15 protein-coding genes are annotated in these 14,735 nt (G+C 65.4%); 12 read left to right on the plus strand and 3 right to left on the minus strand.

All coding sequences use genetic code 11. From position 1 onward, the window contains the following. Positions 1–2 precede the first annotated feature (2 nt). The 3 genes from FHW83_RS21975 to FHW83_RS21985 all read left to right on the plus strand — a co-directional run bounded on the left by FHW83_RS21975 (position 3) and on the right by FHW83_RS21985 (position 1,463). Positions 3–362, plus strand: coding sequence for a DUF2946 family protein (locus FHW83_RS21975; RefSeq protein WP_176648490.1), 360 nt, complete (start codon positions 3–5; stop codon positions 360–362). Between the two features lie 64 nt (positions 363–426). Continuing rightward, positions 427–1,038 (plus strand): SCO family protein, encoded by a 612-nt coding sequence (locus FHW83_RS21980; RefSeq protein ID WP_176648491.1) that lies wholly within the window; start codon positions 427–429, stop codon positions 1,036–1,038. After that, on the plus strand, positions 1,035–1,463 hold the full coding sequence (locus FHW83_RS21985) for a copper chaperone PCu(A)C (RefSeq protein ID WP_176648492.1): 429 nt from the start codon (positions 1,035–1,037) through the stop codon (positions 1,461–1,463). Before FHW83_RS21980 ends, FHW83_RS21985 begins: the two co-directional genes overlap by 4 nt. On the opposite strand, the gene FHW83_RS21990 is transcribed toward FHW83_RS21985, so the two are convergent. Next, positions 1,447–1,980 (minus strand): hypothetical protein, encoded by a 534-nt coding sequence (locus FHW83_RS21990; protein ID WP_176648493.1) that lies wholly within the window; start codon positions 1,978–1,980, stop codon positions 1,447–1,449. The genes FHW83_RS21985 and FHW83_RS21990 overlap by 17 nt on opposite strands. Before the next feature lie 136 nt (positions 1,981–2,116). Between FHW83_RS21990 and FHW83_RS21995 the strand changes: the two genes are divergently transcribed. Beyond that, on the plus strand, positions 2,117–2,737 hold the full coding sequence (locus tag FHW83_RS21995; RefSeq protein WP_176648494.1) for a hydrolase: 621 nt from the start codon (positions 2,117–2,119) through the stop codon (positions 2,735–2,737). A 63-nt stretch (positions 2,738–2,800) separates the two neighbouring features. Here the strand turns inward: FHW83_RS21995 and FHW83_RS22000 are convergent, their stop codons facing one another. After that, positions 2,801–5,032: an NADP-dependent isocitrate dehydrogenase gene (locus FHW83_RS22000; RefSeq protein WP_176648495.1), complete on the minus strand. Its 2,232-nt coding sequence runs from the start codon at positions 5,030–5,032 to the stop codon at positions 2,801–2,803. Positions 5,033–5,284: 252 nt separating this feature from the next. Between FHW83_RS22000 and FHW83_RS22005 the strand changes: the two genes are divergently transcribed. The 4 genes from FHW83_RS22005 (at position 5,285) to FHW83_RS30865 (ending at position 10,656) form a co-directional block, all read left to right on the plus strand. After that, positions 5,285–6,646 carry an MFS transporter gene (locus FHW83_RS22005; RefSeq protein WP_176648496.1) on the plus strand — a complete coding sequence of 454 codons (1,362 nt, stop codon included), beginning with the start codon at positions 5,285–5,287 and terminating at the stop codon, positions 6,644–6,646. A gap of 123 nt (positions 6,647–6,769) precedes the next feature. Beyond that, a complete protein-coding gene (locus FHW83_RS22010) occupies positions 6,770–8,923 on the plus strand; it encodes an ATP-binding protein (RefSeq protein WP_229224299.1) in 2,154 nt (717 codons plus the stop codon). A gap of 7 nt (positions 8,924–8,930) precedes the next feature. Continuing rightward, positions 8,931–10,001: a helix-turn-helix domain-containing protein gene (locus tag FHW83_RS22015; RefSeq protein WP_176648498.1), complete on the plus strand. Its 1,071-nt coding sequence runs from the start codon at positions 8,931–8,933 to the stop codon at positions 9,999–10,001. 103 nt (positions 10,002–10,104) lie between these two features. Beyond that, on the plus strand, positions 10,105–10,656 hold the full coding sequence (locus tag FHW83_RS30865; RefSeq protein WP_176648499.1) for a discoidin domain-containing protein: 552 nt from the start codon (positions 10,105–10,107) through the stop codon (positions 10,654–10,656). 72 nt (positions 10,657–10,728) lie between these two features. On the opposite strand, the gene FHW83_RS22025 is transcribed toward FHW83_RS30865, so the two are convergent. Further along, complete coding sequence (locus tag FHW83_RS22025) at positions 10,729–11,289, minus strand: thymidine kinase (protein ID WP_176648500.1); 561 nt, start codon at positions 11,287–11,289, stop codon at positions 10,729–10,731. Between the two features lie 169 nt (positions 11,290–11,458). Between FHW83_RS22025 and FHW83_RS22030 the strand changes: the two genes are divergently transcribed. The 4 genes from FHW83_RS22030 (at position 11,459) to FHW83_RS22045 (ending at position 14,723) form a co-directional block, all read left to right on the plus strand. Beyond that, positions 11,459–11,761, plus strand: coding sequence for a DUF4148 domain-containing protein (locus FHW83_RS22030; RefSeq protein WP_176648501.1), 303 nt, complete (start codon positions 11,459–11,461; stop codon positions 11,759–11,761). Positions 11,762–11,826: 65 nt separating this feature from the next. Next, positions 11,827–12,126, plus strand: a complete 300-nt coding sequence (locus tag FHW83_RS22035) for a DUF4148 domain-containing protein (protein ID WP_176648502.1) — start codon at positions 11,827–11,829, stop codon at positions 12,124–12,126. Positions 12,127–12,186: 60 nt separating this feature from the next. Next, positions 12,187–13,554 carry a pyridoxal-phosphate dependent enzyme gene (locus FHW83_RS22040; protein WP_176648503.1) on the plus strand — a complete coding sequence of 456 codons (1,368 nt, stop codon included), beginning with the start codon at positions 12,187–12,189 and terminating at the stop codon, positions 13,552–13,554. Beyond that, entirely contained in the window at positions 13,551–14,723 is a 1,173-nt protein-coding gene (locus FHW83_RS22045) for a PLP-dependent aspartate aminotransferase family protein (protein ID WP_176648504.1), read from the plus strand. The genes FHW83_RS22040 and FHW83_RS22045 overlap by 4 nt, the downstream gene beginning before the upstream one ends. The last annotated feature ends 12 nt before the right edge of the window (positions 14,724–14,735 follow it).

Raw genomic sequence — 14,735 nt, forward strand, 5'->3', positions numbered from 1 at the left:
GCATGCCTACCCTCTACCCCCACCGGCGCCTGACCAGCCTGATCACCGTGATCGTGATCTTGTTGAACCTGTGCGTGCCGTCGCTGGGGCAGGCGGTGAGCGCATGGGGCGCCGATCCGCTCGCCGGCGAGATCTGCAGCGCAGCCAAGCCGGCCGGCGAACGCAAGGCGCCCGCCGGGCATGTCCTCAAACACTGCGTCTTCTGCGCCACCCACGCCAGCCACGAGGCGCCGCCGCCGGCGCCGGCCGGCTTGCAGGCCACGCTGGAAGGCCACGACCACTATCCGCAACCGCTGCCCGCCGCGCCGGCGCCAACACCGCTCTGGCCCGAAGCCCAGCCGCGCGCACCGCCCGCCGCCTGATACCACCTCGCCATAGCGCCGCCCCACTGGCGGCCTCCGCAACATTCGTTTGACAGGATTCGTTATGCAACGTCGTATCTTCCTATCGTCGTTGGCGGCCCTGCCCTGGTTGGCAGGCACGGCGCACGCCGCCGGTTTTAACGCCATCGACATCACCGGCGCCAGCATCGGCCCGGATTACCAGCTGTCCTACGCGGACGGCAAACCGGCCTCGCTGCGCGACTTCAAGGGCAAGGTGGTGCTGCTGTTCTTCGGCTTCACCCAATGCCCGGACGTGTGCCCGACCACGCTGGCGCGGGCGGTGGAAATCAAGCGCCTGCTGGGCGCCGACGCCGACAAGCTGCAAGTGGTGTTCGTGACCATCGATCCCGAGCGCGACACCGGCCCGCTGCTGGCCGAATACATGCGCGCCTTCGATCCCGGCTTCGTGGCCGTGCGCGGCAGCCCGGAGCAAACCGCCAAGGTGGCCAAGGACTTCAAGATCTTCTACCGCAAGGTGCCCAGCGGCAGCTCCTACACCATGGACCACACCGCCCTCAGCTACGCCTTCGACGCCAGCGGCAAGATCCGCCTGGCGATCAAGCACGAGCAAACCGCCCAGCAATGCGCCGCCGACCTGCGCCTGCTGATGAACCCTAAAAAAGAAACCGGCTTCCTGAAAGGACTCTTCCAATGAAAAAACTGCTCTCCCTGCTGCTGATGGCAGCCCTGCCCGCCCTGGCCCAGGTCACCGTCGGCGAACCCTGGGTGCGCGCCACCGTGGCCGCGCAAAAGGCCACCGGCGCCTTCATGACGCTGACCTCGGCGCAAAACGTCAAGCTGGTGGGCGTCAGCTCGCCGGCCGCCGGCGTGGTGGAGGTCCATGAGATGAAGATGGAAAACGACATGATGCGCATGCGTCAGATTCCGGCGCTGGACCTGCCGGCCGGCAAGCCGGTCAAGCTGGCGCCGGGCGGCTACCACCTGATGCTGCTGGACCTGAAGCAGCCGCTGAAGGATGGCGACAAGGTCGCGCTCACGCTGGAGATCGAGGATGCGCAGAAGGTGCGCAGCAAGGTGGTGGTGGACGCGCCGGTGAAACCGCTCAACGCAGCACACTGACCGCCCACCACGCCAGGGCGGCGATCAGCAAGTAAGGCCACGACCGCAGCGAGATTTTCCAGTCTGTGGTCGAGGGCCAGCACGCCAGGAATTGCGGCGCCACGGCAAACGCCAGCGCCACGTCCACCCACTGGAAGTTCAGGCCGGCGCGGGTGCGCCACCAGGCCACCACGAACGGCAGCACCACCACCACGAACGGCGCCAGCGCCGACGGCGCCGCGTTGTACCAGCGCACCCGCGTCAGCCGCACCGATCCTAGCTCCCAGCCCTGCCCCACGCGCCGCGGTATCACCGTGAACGCCGCCGGACGCGCGCCGGTCAGCAGGCCGGCCACGAAATGCGCCAGCTCATGGCAAATGGTGCCGGCGACGGTGAACAGGAAAAAGAAGGGATGCCGCGCCGACAAGGCGCGGATCAGCAGCGCCAGCAACAAGGACGGCGCCAGATAGAAGAGGATGTCGCGGTGCTCGCACAACCACGAGGGCGCCAGCACGCCACATTCGAACAGGCTGCTCATGCGGCATCCTCGCACGGACGCGATGCGCCGTCAAATCTGTCTCCTAAGGGGGAAGTGGCGGCTGCCAGTTCAAGGGATTTGCGGCCGCCGCGCCGCGCCTACAATCCGCGCTCATCCCCTGACTGCGAGAATAACCATGCAAGATTTACTGACTCCCCAAAACTGCGCGCTGGTGCTGCTGGACCAGCAGGCCGGCCTGCAGTTCGGCGTGCAATCGATGGAACGCCAGACCCTGCTGAACAACTCGGTGGCGCTGATGGAAACCGCCCTGGCCTTCGCGCTGCCGATGGTGATCAGCACCTCGGCCAGCAAGGTCTACAGTGGCCCGCTGCTGCCGGACCTGCACGCGCTGGCGCCCGCGCACCCGGTGCTGGAACGCCGCAATATGAACGCGTGGGAAGACGACACTGTGCGCGCCGCCATCGAGGCCACCGGCCGCAAGAAACTGCTGTTCTCCGGCATGCTGACCGAGGCCTGCATCAGCTTCGCCGTGCTGAGCGCGCTGGAAGCCGGCTATGAGTGCTACGTGGTGGGAGACGCTTGCGGCGGCCTGACGCCAACCGGCCACGAGCTGGCACTGCAACGCATGAGCGCCAAGGGCGCCCAGCCGACCAGCTGGCTGCAGGTGCTGCTGGAATTGCAGCGCGACTGGACCCGCCACGACACCTACGACGCCGCGCGCGCCGTGATCGAAAAGAATGGCGGCGGCTACGGCGTCGGCCTGCGCTACGCGCGCCAGATGCTGACGCCACAGTAAAAGCCGACGGCGCGGCGAAAAAAAAGGCAGCCGAAGCTGCCTTTTTTGTATTACACCGTTGTATTACACCGATTCGATCGCGGCGTTGAAGGTGGCGCTTGGACGCATCACGGCTTCGGTCTTGACCGGATCCGGATAGTAGTAGCCGCCGATATCCTGGGCCTTGCCTTGCACGCTGTTCAGCTCTTCAACGATCTTGGCTTCGTTGTCGGCCAGCTGCTTGGCCAGCGGTGCGAAGTGCGCCGCCAGTTCCTTGTCCTCGGTCTGCGCGGCCAGGGCCTGGGCCCAGTACAGCGACAGGTAGAAGTGGCTGCCACGGTTGTCCAGCTCGCCGGTGCGCGACGATGGCGACTTGCTGTTGTCCAGCAGCTTGCCGGTGGCTTCGTCCAGCGTCTTGGCCAGGATTTGCGCCTTGGCGTTGCCTTCCTTGATGCCCAGCTCTTCCAGCGACACGGCCAGCGCCAGGAATTCGCCCAGCGAGTCCCAACGCAGGTGGTTTTCTTCCACCAGCTGCTTCACGTGCTTCGGCGCGGAACCGCCGGCGCCGGTTTCGTACATGCCGCCGCCCGCCATCAGCGGCACGATGGACAGCATCTTGGCCGAGGTGCCCAGCTCCAGGATCGGGAACAGGTCGGTCAGGTAGTCGCGCAGGATGTTGCCGGTCACCGAGATGGTGTCCAGGCCGCGCGAGACGCGCTCCAGGGTGTAACGCATGGCGCGCACTTGCGACATGATCTGGATGTCCAGGCCCTTGGTGTCGTGCTCCTTCAGGTACACCTGCACCTTCTTGATCACTTCGGCTTCGTGCGGACGGTATGGGTCCAGCCAGAACACGGCGGGCATGCCCGAGTTGCGGGCGCGGGTCACGGCCAGCTTCACCCAGTCGCGGATCGGCGCGTCCTTCACCTGGCACATGCGCCAGATGTCGCCCTGCTCCACGGTCTGGGTCAGCAGCACTTCGCCGGTGTCCAGGTCGGTGATGTTGGCGGTGCCGCCTTCCGGCACTTCGAAGGTCTTGTCGTGCGAGCCGTATTCCTCGGCTTGCTGCGCCATCAGGCCCACGTTCGGCACGGTGCCCATGGTGGTCGGGTCGAAGTTGCCGTGCCATTTGCAGAAGTTGATCATCTCCTGGTAGATGCGGGCGAAGGTCGACTCCGGCATCACGGCCTTGACGTCGGCGGTGCGGCCATCGGCGCCCCACATCTTGCCGCCGATGCGGATCATGGCCGGCATCGAGGCGTCGACGATCACGTCGTTCGGCGAGTGGAAGTTGGTGATGCCCTTGGCCGAATCGACCATGGCCAGCTTCGGACGGTGCTCCAGGCAGGCGTGCAGGTCCTTCAGGATCTCTTCCTTCTGCGACGCTGGCAGCTTCTCGATCTTCTCGTACAGGTTGACCATGCCGTTGTTGACGTTCACGCCCAGTTCCTCGAAGGTCTTGGCGTGTTTTTCAAACGCTTCCTTGTAGAAGATGCGCACGCAGTGGCCGAACACGATCGGGTGCGACACCTTCATCATGGTCGCCTTCACGTGCAGCGAGAACATCACGCCGGTCTTGTAGGCGTCGTCGATTTCCTTCTCGTAGAACTCGAGCAGGGCTTTCTTGCTCATGAACATGGAGTCGATGATCTCGCCGGCTTGCAGCGCGACCTTCGGTTTCAGCACGATGGTCTTGCCCGAATCGGTGATCAGTTCCATCTTGACGTTGCGGGCCTTGTCCAGGGTCATGGACTTTTCGCCGTGGTAGAAGTCGCCCGCGTGCATGTGCGACACGTGGGTGCGCGAGGCCTGGCTCCATTCGCCCATCGAGTGCGGGTGCTTGCGCGCGTATTCCTTGACCGCCTTCGGCGCGCGGCGGTCCGAGTTACCTTCGCGCAGCACCGGGTTCACGGCCGAGCCGATGCACTTGCTGTAGCGGGCCTTCAGGGCCTTGTCTTCGTCGGTCTTCGGATCTTCCGGGTAATCCGGCAGCTTGTAGCCCTTGCCTTGCAGTTCGCGGATGGCCGCCTGCAGCTGGGCCACCGAGGCCGAGATGTTCGGCAGCTTGATGATGTTGGCTTCCGGCTTCAGGGTCAGGGCGCCCAGTTCGGCCAGGTTGTTCGGTACTTTTTGCTCGTCCGTCAGGAATTCGGGGAACTCGGCCAACACGCGCGCAGCGACCGAAATGTCGCTGGAAACCACCTCGACGCCGGCCGGTGCAGTGAACTTCTTGATGATGGGCAGCAGGGAGTACGTTGCCAGCAGCGGCGCTTCGTCCGTCAGCGTGTAGATGATCTTCGGTTTTTGTGATGCCATGTTCATTCCCTCGTAAACGATCTGTGGAGTAATTCGCCCGTTATTTTAAACCTTTGCCCCCCTATTTGTGCAAATGATGCCAGTTTGGATATGAGGTTTATTGTCGTCATACAACCATCGGCGCACCCTCTTGGTGCGTGTGTATTAAAATCAACAAGTTAAACGTTTACCAGTGAAACAAAAGTAGATATGCAGTTGTATGATGTCTGATATCTAGGCTATGATCGTTGGACCAAAAGTATGGAGACCCGCATGACCACGCCTCAACCCCAAGCCACCCGCGTTCGCTGGATGATCCTGGCGATTCTGTTTGCCGTAACCACCATTAACTATGCCGACCGCGCCACCATCGCGATCGCCGGCCCCGAGCTGAAAAAGCTGCTGGGCCTGTCTCCAGTCCAGATGGGCTTTGTGTTCTCCGCGTTCGCCTGGTCCTACGTGCTGGCGCAATTGCCGGGCGGCTGGCTGCTCGACCGCTTCGGTTCCAAGATCACCTACTTCTTCAGCATCTTCCTGTGGTCGCTGTTCACCATGCTGATGGGCGGCGTCGGCTTCTTCACCGGCGCGGCCGCGGTGGCGGCGCTGTTCACCCTGCGCCTGCTGATCGGCGCGGCCGAGGCGCCCTCCTTCCCCGGCAACTCGCGCATCGCCTCGGCCTGGTTCCCGACCAATGAGCGCGGCACAGCGGCGGCCATCTTCAACTCGGCGCAGTACTTCGCCACCGTGCTGTTCGCGCCCATCATGGGCTGGCTGGTGCACTCGTTCGGCTGGGAAAGCGTGTTCTTCGTCATGGGTGGGCTGGGCATCATCATGGCCTTCGTCTGGCTGAAGACCGTGTACGGCCCGAAAGACCACCCCAAGGCCAACGCGGCCGAGATCGCCTACATCGAGGCCGGCGGCGCGCTGGTGGACCTGGAGAGCAAGGACAAGGCCGCCGCCACCACCAAGCTCGACACCTGGGCCTGCATCAAGCAGCTGCTGGGCAACCGCATGCTGCTGGGCGTGTACATCGGCCAGTACTGCATCAACACCCTGACCTACTTCTTCCTGACCTGGTTCCCGGTGTACCTGGTGCAGGAGCGCCACATGACCATCCTCAAGGCCGGCTTCGTGGCCGCGCTGCCGGCGGTGGCGGGCTTCCTCGGCGGCGTGCTGGGCGGCGTGATCTCGGACCGCCTGATCAAGGCCGGCAAATCGCAGTCGGTGGCGCGCAAGACGCCGATCGTGTGCGGCATGCTGCTGTCGACCTCGATGATCATCTGCAACTACGTCGAGGCCGACTGGCTGGTCATCAGCGTGATGTCGCTGGCCTTCTTCGGCAAGGGCATCGGCGCGCTGGGCTGGGCGGTGGTGGCGGACACCTCGCCGAAGGAAGCCGGCGGCATGAGCGGCGCGCTGTTCAACACCTTCGGCAACACGGCCGGCATCACCACCCCGATCGTGATCGGCTACATCCTGGAGAAGACCGGCTCGTTCTCGGGCGCGCTGGTGTTCGTCGGCGCCAACGCCCTGGTCACCATCCTGTGCTACCTGCTGATGGTGGGCGAGATCAAGCGCTTCGAGTTCAAGACCCCGGTGATGCGCGACGTCGAGCCGGCGCCCACCGCCGCGTAAGTTATCAAACGGGCAGCACAAGGAGGCCATCTTCATGTAAATTGTCGAAATCCAATTTACATTGTTGAATTATTCATGCCTCCCTGGCCTCGCCTGACGTTTTCCCTGCGGTACGTACTGATCATGCTGACCGCAATCGGACTGCTGCCGCTGGCCCTGCTGGGGGCGTGGAACATCCACGCCGCCGGCGAATACAAGGAGCGCGAGCAGGAGCGCTGGATGCTGGACCTGGCGCGCGCCCTGTCGAGCGCGGTCGACGCCGAACTGGACAGCGCGGTCACCGTCCTCAGCAGCCTGAGCAATTCCCCCTCCCTGCAAAACAACGACCTGCGGGCCTTCCACGCCGTCGCCCGCCGCATGGTCGCCACCCAGCCGGACTGGCTGGGCGTGATCCTCACCGACGACAGCGGCAAGATCCTGCTGCGCACCATGGACGAGTACGGCGAGCCTGCGCCGGCGGTGATCGACCAGGGCAGCTTGCGCCAGTTGCTGGCCACCGGCCAGCCGGTCGCCGGCGGCATCGTCCGCGGTCCGCGCGGCCGCGCGGCGTTCCCGGTGCGGGTGCTGGTCAGCGGCGCCGGCGACCGCCGCTACACCCTGAGCGCCGTCATCCTGCCCGACCGCATGGTGCGCCTGATTTCGCGCCAGCAAGTGCCGGGCAACGCCGTGATCGCCGTGCGCGACGGCGCGCGCCGGCTGGTGGCGCGCTCGCAGAACCAGGAGCGCAAGGTCGGCGGCGAACCCAGCCAGTCGCTGACGGAGCTGATGCGCCGCGCCGGGCCGGAGGGCTACGGCACCGCCATCACCACCGAGGGCATGCGGCTGGCCACCGGCTACACCACGCGCTCGCGCTATGGCTGGGCCGTGATCGTCGGCCAGCCGGTGGACAGCCTGCGCGCCGCCGCCTTCGAGCGCATGGGCATGTTCGGCGCGGGGATAGTGGTGTCGCTGCTGGCCTGCGTCGTGGCGGCCTCGCTGCTGTCCAACCGGCTGGTGGCCACGATTAAATCCCTGCAGCAGAACGCGTCCGCGCTCGGCTCCGGCGCGCCGCTGTCGCTGGCGCCGTCCGCCATCACCGAAATCGAACAGATCGGCCAGGCGCTGGAACAGGCCGAACGCCAGCGCACGGCGCAGGAAATCGAGCGCGCGCAGTTGCTCGATTCGCTCAACCGCGCCCTGGCCAGCCACCAGACCGCGCTGGCCGAGGCACGCGAGGCGGGCCGCGCCAAGGATGAATTCCTGGCCGTGCTGGGCCACGAGTTGCGCAATCCTCTCAGCCCCATCGTCACCTCGCTGGATTTGCTGGACCTGCGCGACGAGCCGTCCAGCCGCAAGGAGCGCCGCGTGATGCGGCGCCAGGTCAATCACCTGCGCCGGCTGGTCGATGACTTGCTGGACGTTTCGCGCATCACCTCGGGCAAGCTGCAACTGGACGCGCGCGCGGTCAACCTGGCCGACGTGGTGCGCCACGCGGTGGCCTCCCTGCCCGGCCAGCCGATCACCCTGCACGCGCCGGACGCGGTGTGGGTGCAAGGCGACGACAGCCGTCTGGCGCAGGTGCTGAACAACCTGCTGTCCAACGCCGAGCGCTTCGGCAGCAGCGCCACCGTGGTCACGCTGGAAGCCGGCGCCACCCAGGCGCGGCTAACGGTCAGCGACAACGGCATCGGCATGAGCGAGGAGTTGATCGCGCGCGTGTTCGAGCCATTCCAGCAGGCGCCGCAATCGCTGGCGCGGCGCAGCGGCGGCCTGGGGCTGGGCCTGGCCATCGTGCGCAAGATCGTCGAGCTGCACGGCGGCCAGGTGTATGCGCGCAGCGGCGGCGCCGGCGCGGGCAGCCAGTTTGAGGTGGTGCTGCCGTTGTGCGCGGCGCCGCTGGAGGAAGCCGCGGCGACGGCGCCCGACCATCCGGCCGGCATGCAGTTGCTGCTGGTCGACGACAACGTCGACGCCGCGCTGGCCGGCGCGGCGCTGCTGGAGCTGCTGGGGCACGAGGTGCGCATCGCCCACACGGCGGCCGAGGCGCTCGACCAGATCCGCCGCAAGCGGCCGCAAGTGGCCATCCTCGACATCGGCCTGCCGGACATGGACGGCTACGCGCTGGCCACCGCCATCCGCGAGGAAACCGGCGACGCGGCGCTGCGCCTGGTGGCGCTGACCGGCTATGGCCAGAAGGAAGATGTGGCGCGCGCCTACGCCGCCCATTTCGACCTGCACCTGACCAAGCCGGCGTCGGTGGCCGACCTCCAGCGCGCCACGGCGCCGCTGCCGGCGTGAGGCGGGCATGGGCACGCCGAGCTATACCGCTTCCGTCACCCGGATGATCGTCAGGCGCGACCAGCGGGTGGCGCCGCCGCCGCCGGGCACGCCACTGCTGTATCAGCACTTCACCGTGCGGCACGAAAGCAAGGAACTGCAGTTGCTGGCCTGGCGCGACTATCTGGACCGCTTCCTCGATGTGCCGGTCACGCGCCAGCAACTGGCGCACGGGTTTCGCGGCGACATCGACGCCTATCTGCTGCCCGACATGATCTACCTGGACAGCCGCACCGGCGCCTTTTCCCAGCGCCGGGATCTGGCGCGCATTTCGCGCGACAGCATGCGCGACTTCGTGTTCCATGTGGCGGTGGACGGGATCATGGAAACCACGACCGCGCGCCCTGTTTCGCGCGCGGCCCAATACACGCCCGGCATCCTGGCGCTGGACATGAGCCAGCCCATGCTGATGATGCGGCCGATGGCCGCGCGCGTGCTGGCATTCTTCCTGCCGCGCGCCAGCGTGGCGGCGGCGCTGCCCGACCCGGAGGCCATCCACGGCCGCGTGATCGGCTACACCACGCCGCTGACGCGCCTGGTGCTGGACCAGATACGCCTGCTGTGCGATGGTCTGCCGGCCCTGTCCGGCGAGGACCAGGCGCACGCGATACGCACCTGCGGGCAGCTGATACTGGCCGCGTTCAGCAAGTTGCAACGCCTGGACGACCACCAGCGCGCGGCGGCCCGCGCCGCCCTGCGGCAACACATCGAGGCCTACATCCAAGCCAACTTGCATCATGAGGGGTTGACGCCGGAAAGCGTGGTGCGGGCGTTTCCGGCGGCGCGCGCGACCATCTACCGCATGTTCGAGCCGCAAGGCGGCTTGCAGGCCTATATCCGCCATTGCCGGTTGCACGAGGCGGCGCGCGAACTGGTGGTGATGCCGCGGCTGTCGGTGTCGGCCATCGGCTATGGGCTCGGCTTCAACAGCGCGTCCGATTTTTCACGCGCATTCAGCCGGCAATACAGCATGTCGCCGCGCGACTACCGCGAGCGGATCGACGTATCGCTGTTCCAGGATAATCTTTTTAACAAGTGAGACGGGCGGTCAAGCCGTTTGTTCATCCAGGTTGAGAATTGATGTCGATGCGGCAAAACCCGCCGGCATCGAAGCCTCTAAAACATCAACCAAGGGATCCATAATGAAACGATATCTCATCGCAGCATCGATGGCCGCGCTGATCGGCCTGACCGGCGCGGCGCACGCCGCCACCAACGCGGCCGCCAACCTGCCCTCCTCCAGCTATAGCGACAGCCAGAACTGGAACGGCCACACCGCGCAAACCCTGTTCAACGGCGAATCCTGGAATGCCGGCGACGGTGGCACCCAGTGGGCGCAGGTCGACTTGCTGGGCACCCTGCTGGTGACCGGCGTCAGCTACGTCACCGACCAGTTGCCGGACGGTCTCAGCTGGCAGAAAGTCTACATCTCGGACACCCCCATCGGCGACAACTGGGCCAGCCTGACCCCGACCGTGACCTTCCAGGGCTACACCACCGCGAACACGCCCATCTCCTTCAGCTTTGGCGCCGTCGCCGGGCGCTACGTGGAAATCGTGGCCTACAACGACGGCAGCTGGACCGCGCTGAAAAGCGGCGTGATCACCGCCGTGCCGGAGCCGGAGACCTATGCCATGCTGCTGGCCGGCCTGGGCGTGATGGGCTACGCCGCGCGCCGCCGCAAAGCCGTTTAAGCTGCTGGCCCGGCACATCGCGATGCGTGATGAGCCGGGCCAGCAGTCCGCCGCACCTTCGTGGCGTCGCGGTCAGTGGGTCTCGCTGTAGAAGCAGCGGCCGCAGGCCTGGCGGTAGCTTTCGTTGCCGCCGATGCTGATCTGTTCGCCTTCCTTGATGCGCTTGCCGTTTTCGTCGACGCGGATGTTCATGGTCGCCTTCTTGCCGCAAGTGCAGATGTTCTTGATTTCCTCGATGTCGTCGGCCAGCGCCAGCAGGTAGGCCGATCCGGGGAACGGTTCCCCCAGAAAGTCCGAGCGCAGGCCATAGGTGATCACCGGCACGCCGCGCACTTGCGCCAGCTGGTGCAGTTGCTTGACCTGTTCCTTGCTCAGGAACTGCGCCTCGTCCACCAGCACGCAGGCGATCTTCTTGTCCACCGTCCGCAGGAAGTCGGTGTTCTTGTCGAACACCTCGGTCTCGCGCTGCGGGCCCAGGCGCGAGGTCACCTTGCCGACGCCGTAGCGGTCGTCGATCGCGGCGGTGAACAGGCGCACCTGCTGGCCCTGCTCTTCGTAGTTGTGCGCCACCTGCAGCATGGCGGTGGATTTGCCTGCGTTCATCGCAGAGTAGCGGAAATAGAGTTTTGCCACTGCAAGCCTTCTAGTAATAAGTGCCCTTGAAGCCGACGATTATATGCGCCCCGATCAATAAATTCTATCGCACCGATCAATAAAATTCTCTTGCGATTAAATCGTGTGCGCTTTAATATTCACACATCGGGCAACAACGCCCAGCCAACAAAATCCAAGGAGCCTTACCATGAAAACCGTCGCCATCGCCCTGTCCGCCGCAGCCCTGTTCGCTTCCGCCGCCGTGTCGGCGCAGGAAAGCGATAACTTCCTGAACGAGATCGCCTCCGTCTCCACCAAGACCCGCGCCGAAGTCAAGGCCGAGACCCTGGCCGCCATCCAGCGCGGCGAGCTGCGCGACGGCGAGCAATACCCCAACCCCGCCGTCGGCCAACCGCTGGTGCAGCGCACTCGGGCCGAGGTCAAAGCAGAACTGGCCGCTTACCGCAAGACCCACAAGGAAGTGTCCGACGACATCGTCAGCGTGCAATAATCCGGCCACATACATCGCATACGCTTAAATAGCGCAAACTTAAATCCAGCTTAAGGAGTCTTATTATGAAAAACCTCGTCATCGCCCTGTCCGTTGCCGCCCTGTTCGCCTCCGCCGCCGTGTCGGCGCAGGAAACCGCCGAATACTCCGGCTACGACGGCTTCGTCTCGACCAAAACTCGCGCCGAGGTGAAGGCGGAAACCCTGGCCGCCATCCAGCGCGGCGAGCTGCGCGACGGCGAGCAATACCCGGATCCGCGCGTCGGCCAGCCGCCGGCCCAAGCCAAAACCCGCGCCGAGGTCAAAGCCGAGCTGGCCGCCTACCGCAAGACCCACAAGGAAGTGTCGGACGACGTCGCGTCCTGAGGAAATGCAGCATGAGCGGAAAAGGCGCATACTTGCTTTTAATGCAGCAAGGAGACCAAGATGCGCACACCCGCTTTGTTCACCCTGATTGGCAAGACGCCGCTGGCAGAGATTACCCGTCTCGATACCGGCCCTTGCCAACTTTTCCTTAAACTGGAATCGCAAAACCCCGGCGGCTCGATCAAGGACCGCATCGGCCTGGCCATGATCGAGGCGGCCGAGGCGCAAGGCTTGCTCAAGCCCGGCGGCACCATCATCGAAGCCACGGCCGGCAACACCGGCCTCGGCCTGGCGCTGGTCGGCCGGCTGAAAGGCTACCGCGTGCTGCTGGTGGTGCCGGACAAGATGTCGACCGAAAAAGTGCTGCACCTGAAGGCGCTCGGCGCCGAGGTGCGCACCACCCGCTCCGACGTCGGCAAAGGCCATCCCGAGTACTACCAGGATTACGCCGCGCGGCTGGCCGCCGACATGCCCGGCGCGTGGTACTCGGACCAGTTCAACAATCCCGCCAACCCGCTCGCGCACGAAACCACCACCGGCCCGGAAATCTGGGAACAGATGGCGCACAAGGTGGACGCCATCGTGGTCGGCGTCGGCTCGTCCGGCACGCTGACCGGCCTGACGCGCTACTTCCGCAAAGTGGCGCCGCACGTGGAATTCATCCTGGCCGATCCGGCCGGTTCCATCCTGGCCGAATACGTGAAGACCGGCCACGTCTCGGACACCAGCGGCTCCTGGGCGGTGGAAGGCATCGGCGAGGACTTCATCCCCGCCATCGCCGACATGACGGCGGTGACGCAGGCCTACACCATCAACGACCGGGAAAGCTTCGCCACGGCGCGCGCGCTGCTGAAGGAGGAAGGCATCCCGGGCGGCTCGTCCACCGGCACCCTGCTGGCCGCCGCGCTGCGCTACTGCCGCGAGCAAACCACGCCCAAGCGCGTGGTCAGCTTCGTGTGCGACACCGGCACCCGCTATCTGTCCAAGGTCTACAACGACGGCTGGATGCGCGACCAGGGCTTGCTGGAACGCCCGCGACACCACGATCTGCGCGACCTGATAGGCCGCCGCTTCGACGCCGGGGAAGTCATCAGCGTCACGCCCGACGACACCCTGATGATCGCCTTCAACCGCATGCGCGCGGCCGACGTGGCGCAGCTGCCGGTGCTGTCGAACGGCCAGCTGGTGGGGATCATCGATGAATCGGACCTGCTGCTGTCGGTCGGCACGCAACCGGAGCGCTTCAATCATCCGGTCGGCACGACCATGACGCGCCGGCTGGAAATCCTTTCGCCGTCGTCGGACCTGCACGCGCTGCGCTCCACGCTGGACCGCGGCCTGACCGCCGTGGTGGCCGAAGGCGCCACCTTCTACGGCCTGATCACCCGCTACGACCTGCTCAACCACCTCAGAAGGACGCTATCTTGAACGATAAAAAATCAGCACTCGCCACGCGCGTGATCCACGCCGGCCAGTCGCCCGATCCGTCCACCGGCGCCATCATGCCGCCGATTTACGCCACCTCCACCTTCGTGCAGGACAGCCCGGGCGTGCACAAGGGGCTCGATTACGGCCGCTCGCACAATCCCACCCGCTGGGCGCTGGAGCGCTGCGTGGCCGACCTGGAAAGCGGCGCCCAGGGTTTCGCCTTCGCCTCCGGCCTGGCCGCGATATCGACGGTGCTGGAGCTGGCGGACGCGGGCTCCCACATCATCGCCGGCGACGATATGTACGGCGGCACCTACCGCCTGTTCGAGCGCGTGCGCCGGCGCAGCGCCGGCCATGACTTCACCTACGTCGACCTGACCAATCCTGAAAACCTGCTGGCCGCCATCAAGCCCGAGACCAGAATGGTGTGGGTCGAAACGCCGACCAATCCGATGCTCAAGCTGGCCGACCTGCAGGCCATCGGCAAGATCTGCCGCGAGCGCGGCATCATCGCGGTGGCCGACAACACCTTCGCCAGCCCGATCGTCCAGCGGCCGCTGGAACACGGCTTCGACATCGTGGTGCATTCGGCCACCAAGTATCTGAACGGCCACTCGGACATCATCGGCGGCATCGCGGTGGTGGGCGGCGAGCCGCACCAGCAGGCCTGGCGCGAGCAACTGGCCTTCCTGCAGAACTCCGTCGGCGCCATCGCCGGGCCGTTCGACAGCTTCCTCGCGCTGCGCGGCGTCAAGACGCTGGCGATCCGCATGGAGCGCCACTGCGCCAGCGCGCTGGAACTGGCGCAATGGCTGGAGCGGCAGCCCAAAGTCCGCAAGGTGTTTTACCCCGGCCTGGCGTCGCACCCGCAGCACGCGCTGGCCAAGCGGCAGATGCAGGGCTTTGGCGGCATCATCTCCATCGACCTGAACACCGACCTGCCGGGCGCGCGCCGCTTCCTCGAGAGCTTCCAGGTGTTCGCGCTGGCCGAGAGCCTGGGCGGCGTCGAAAGCCTGATCGAGCATCCGGCCCTGATGACGCATGCGTCCATCCCCGCCGCGCAGCGCGCCGCCCTGGGCATCGGCGATGGCCTGATCCGCCTGTCGGTGGGAATTGAGGATTTAGAGGATTTAAAGGCCGATATTCAGCGTTCGCTGGAAGCGATTTAGCTGCTAATATTC

This window comes from Duganella sp. SG902 (genome assembly GCF_013376005.1).
Lineage (GTDB): Bacteria > Pseudomonadota > Gammaproteobacteria > Burkholderiales > Burkholderiaceae_D > Rugamonas.

Coding starts and splice junctions, on each gene's coding strand:
- FHW83_RS22015 (WP_176648498.1), top strand. CDS start 8,931: ATGGGCACGCCGAGCTATACCGCTTCCGTCACCCGGATGATCGTCAGG.
- FHW83_RS22030 (WP_176648501.1), top strand. CDS start 11,459: ATGAAAACCGTCGCCATCGCCCTGTCCGCCGCAGCCCTGTTCGCTTCC.
- FHW83_RS21975 (WP_176648490.1), top strand. CDS start 3: ATGCCTACCCTCTACCCCCACCGGCGCCTGACCAGCCTGATCACCGTG.
- FHW83_RS21990 (WP_176648493.1), bottom strand. CDS start 1,980: ATGAGCAGCCTGTTCGAATGTGGCGTGCTGGCGCCCTCGTGGTTGTGC.
- FHW83_RS22000 (WP_176648495.1), bottom strand. CDS start 5,032: ATGGCATCACAAAAACCGAAGATCATCTACACGCTGACGGACGAAGCG.
- FHW83_RS22010 (WP_229224299.1), top strand. CDS start 6,770: ATGCTGACCGCAATCGGACTGCTGCCGCTGGCCCTGCTGGGGGCGTGG.
- FHW83_RS22035 (WP_176648502.1), top strand. CDS start 11,827: ATGAAAAACCTCGTCATCGCCCTGTCCGTTGCCGCCCTGTTCGCCTCC.
- FHW83_RS21995 (WP_176648494.1), top strand. CDS start 2,117: ATGCAAGATTTACTGACTCCCCAAAACTGCGCGCTGGTGCTGCTGGAC.
- FHW83_RS22040 (WP_176648503.1), top strand. CDS start 12,187: ATGCGCACACCCGCTTTGTTCACCCTGATTGGCAAGACGCCGCTGGCA.
- FHW83_RS21985 (WP_176648492.1), top strand. CDS start 1,035: ATGAAAAAACTGCTCTCCCTGCTGCTGATGGCAGCCCTGCCCGCCCTG.
- FHW83_RS30865 (WP_176648499.1), top strand. CDS start 10,105: ATGAAACGATATCTCATCGCAGCATCGATGGCCGCGCTGATCGGCCTG.
- FHW83_RS22005 (WP_176648496.1), top strand. CDS start 5,285: ATGACCACGCCTCAACCCCAAGCCACCCGCGTTCGCTGGATGATCCTG.
- FHW83_RS21980 (WP_176648491.1), top strand. CDS start 427: ATGCAACGTCGTATCTTCCTATCGTCGTTGGCGGCCCTGCCCTGGTTG.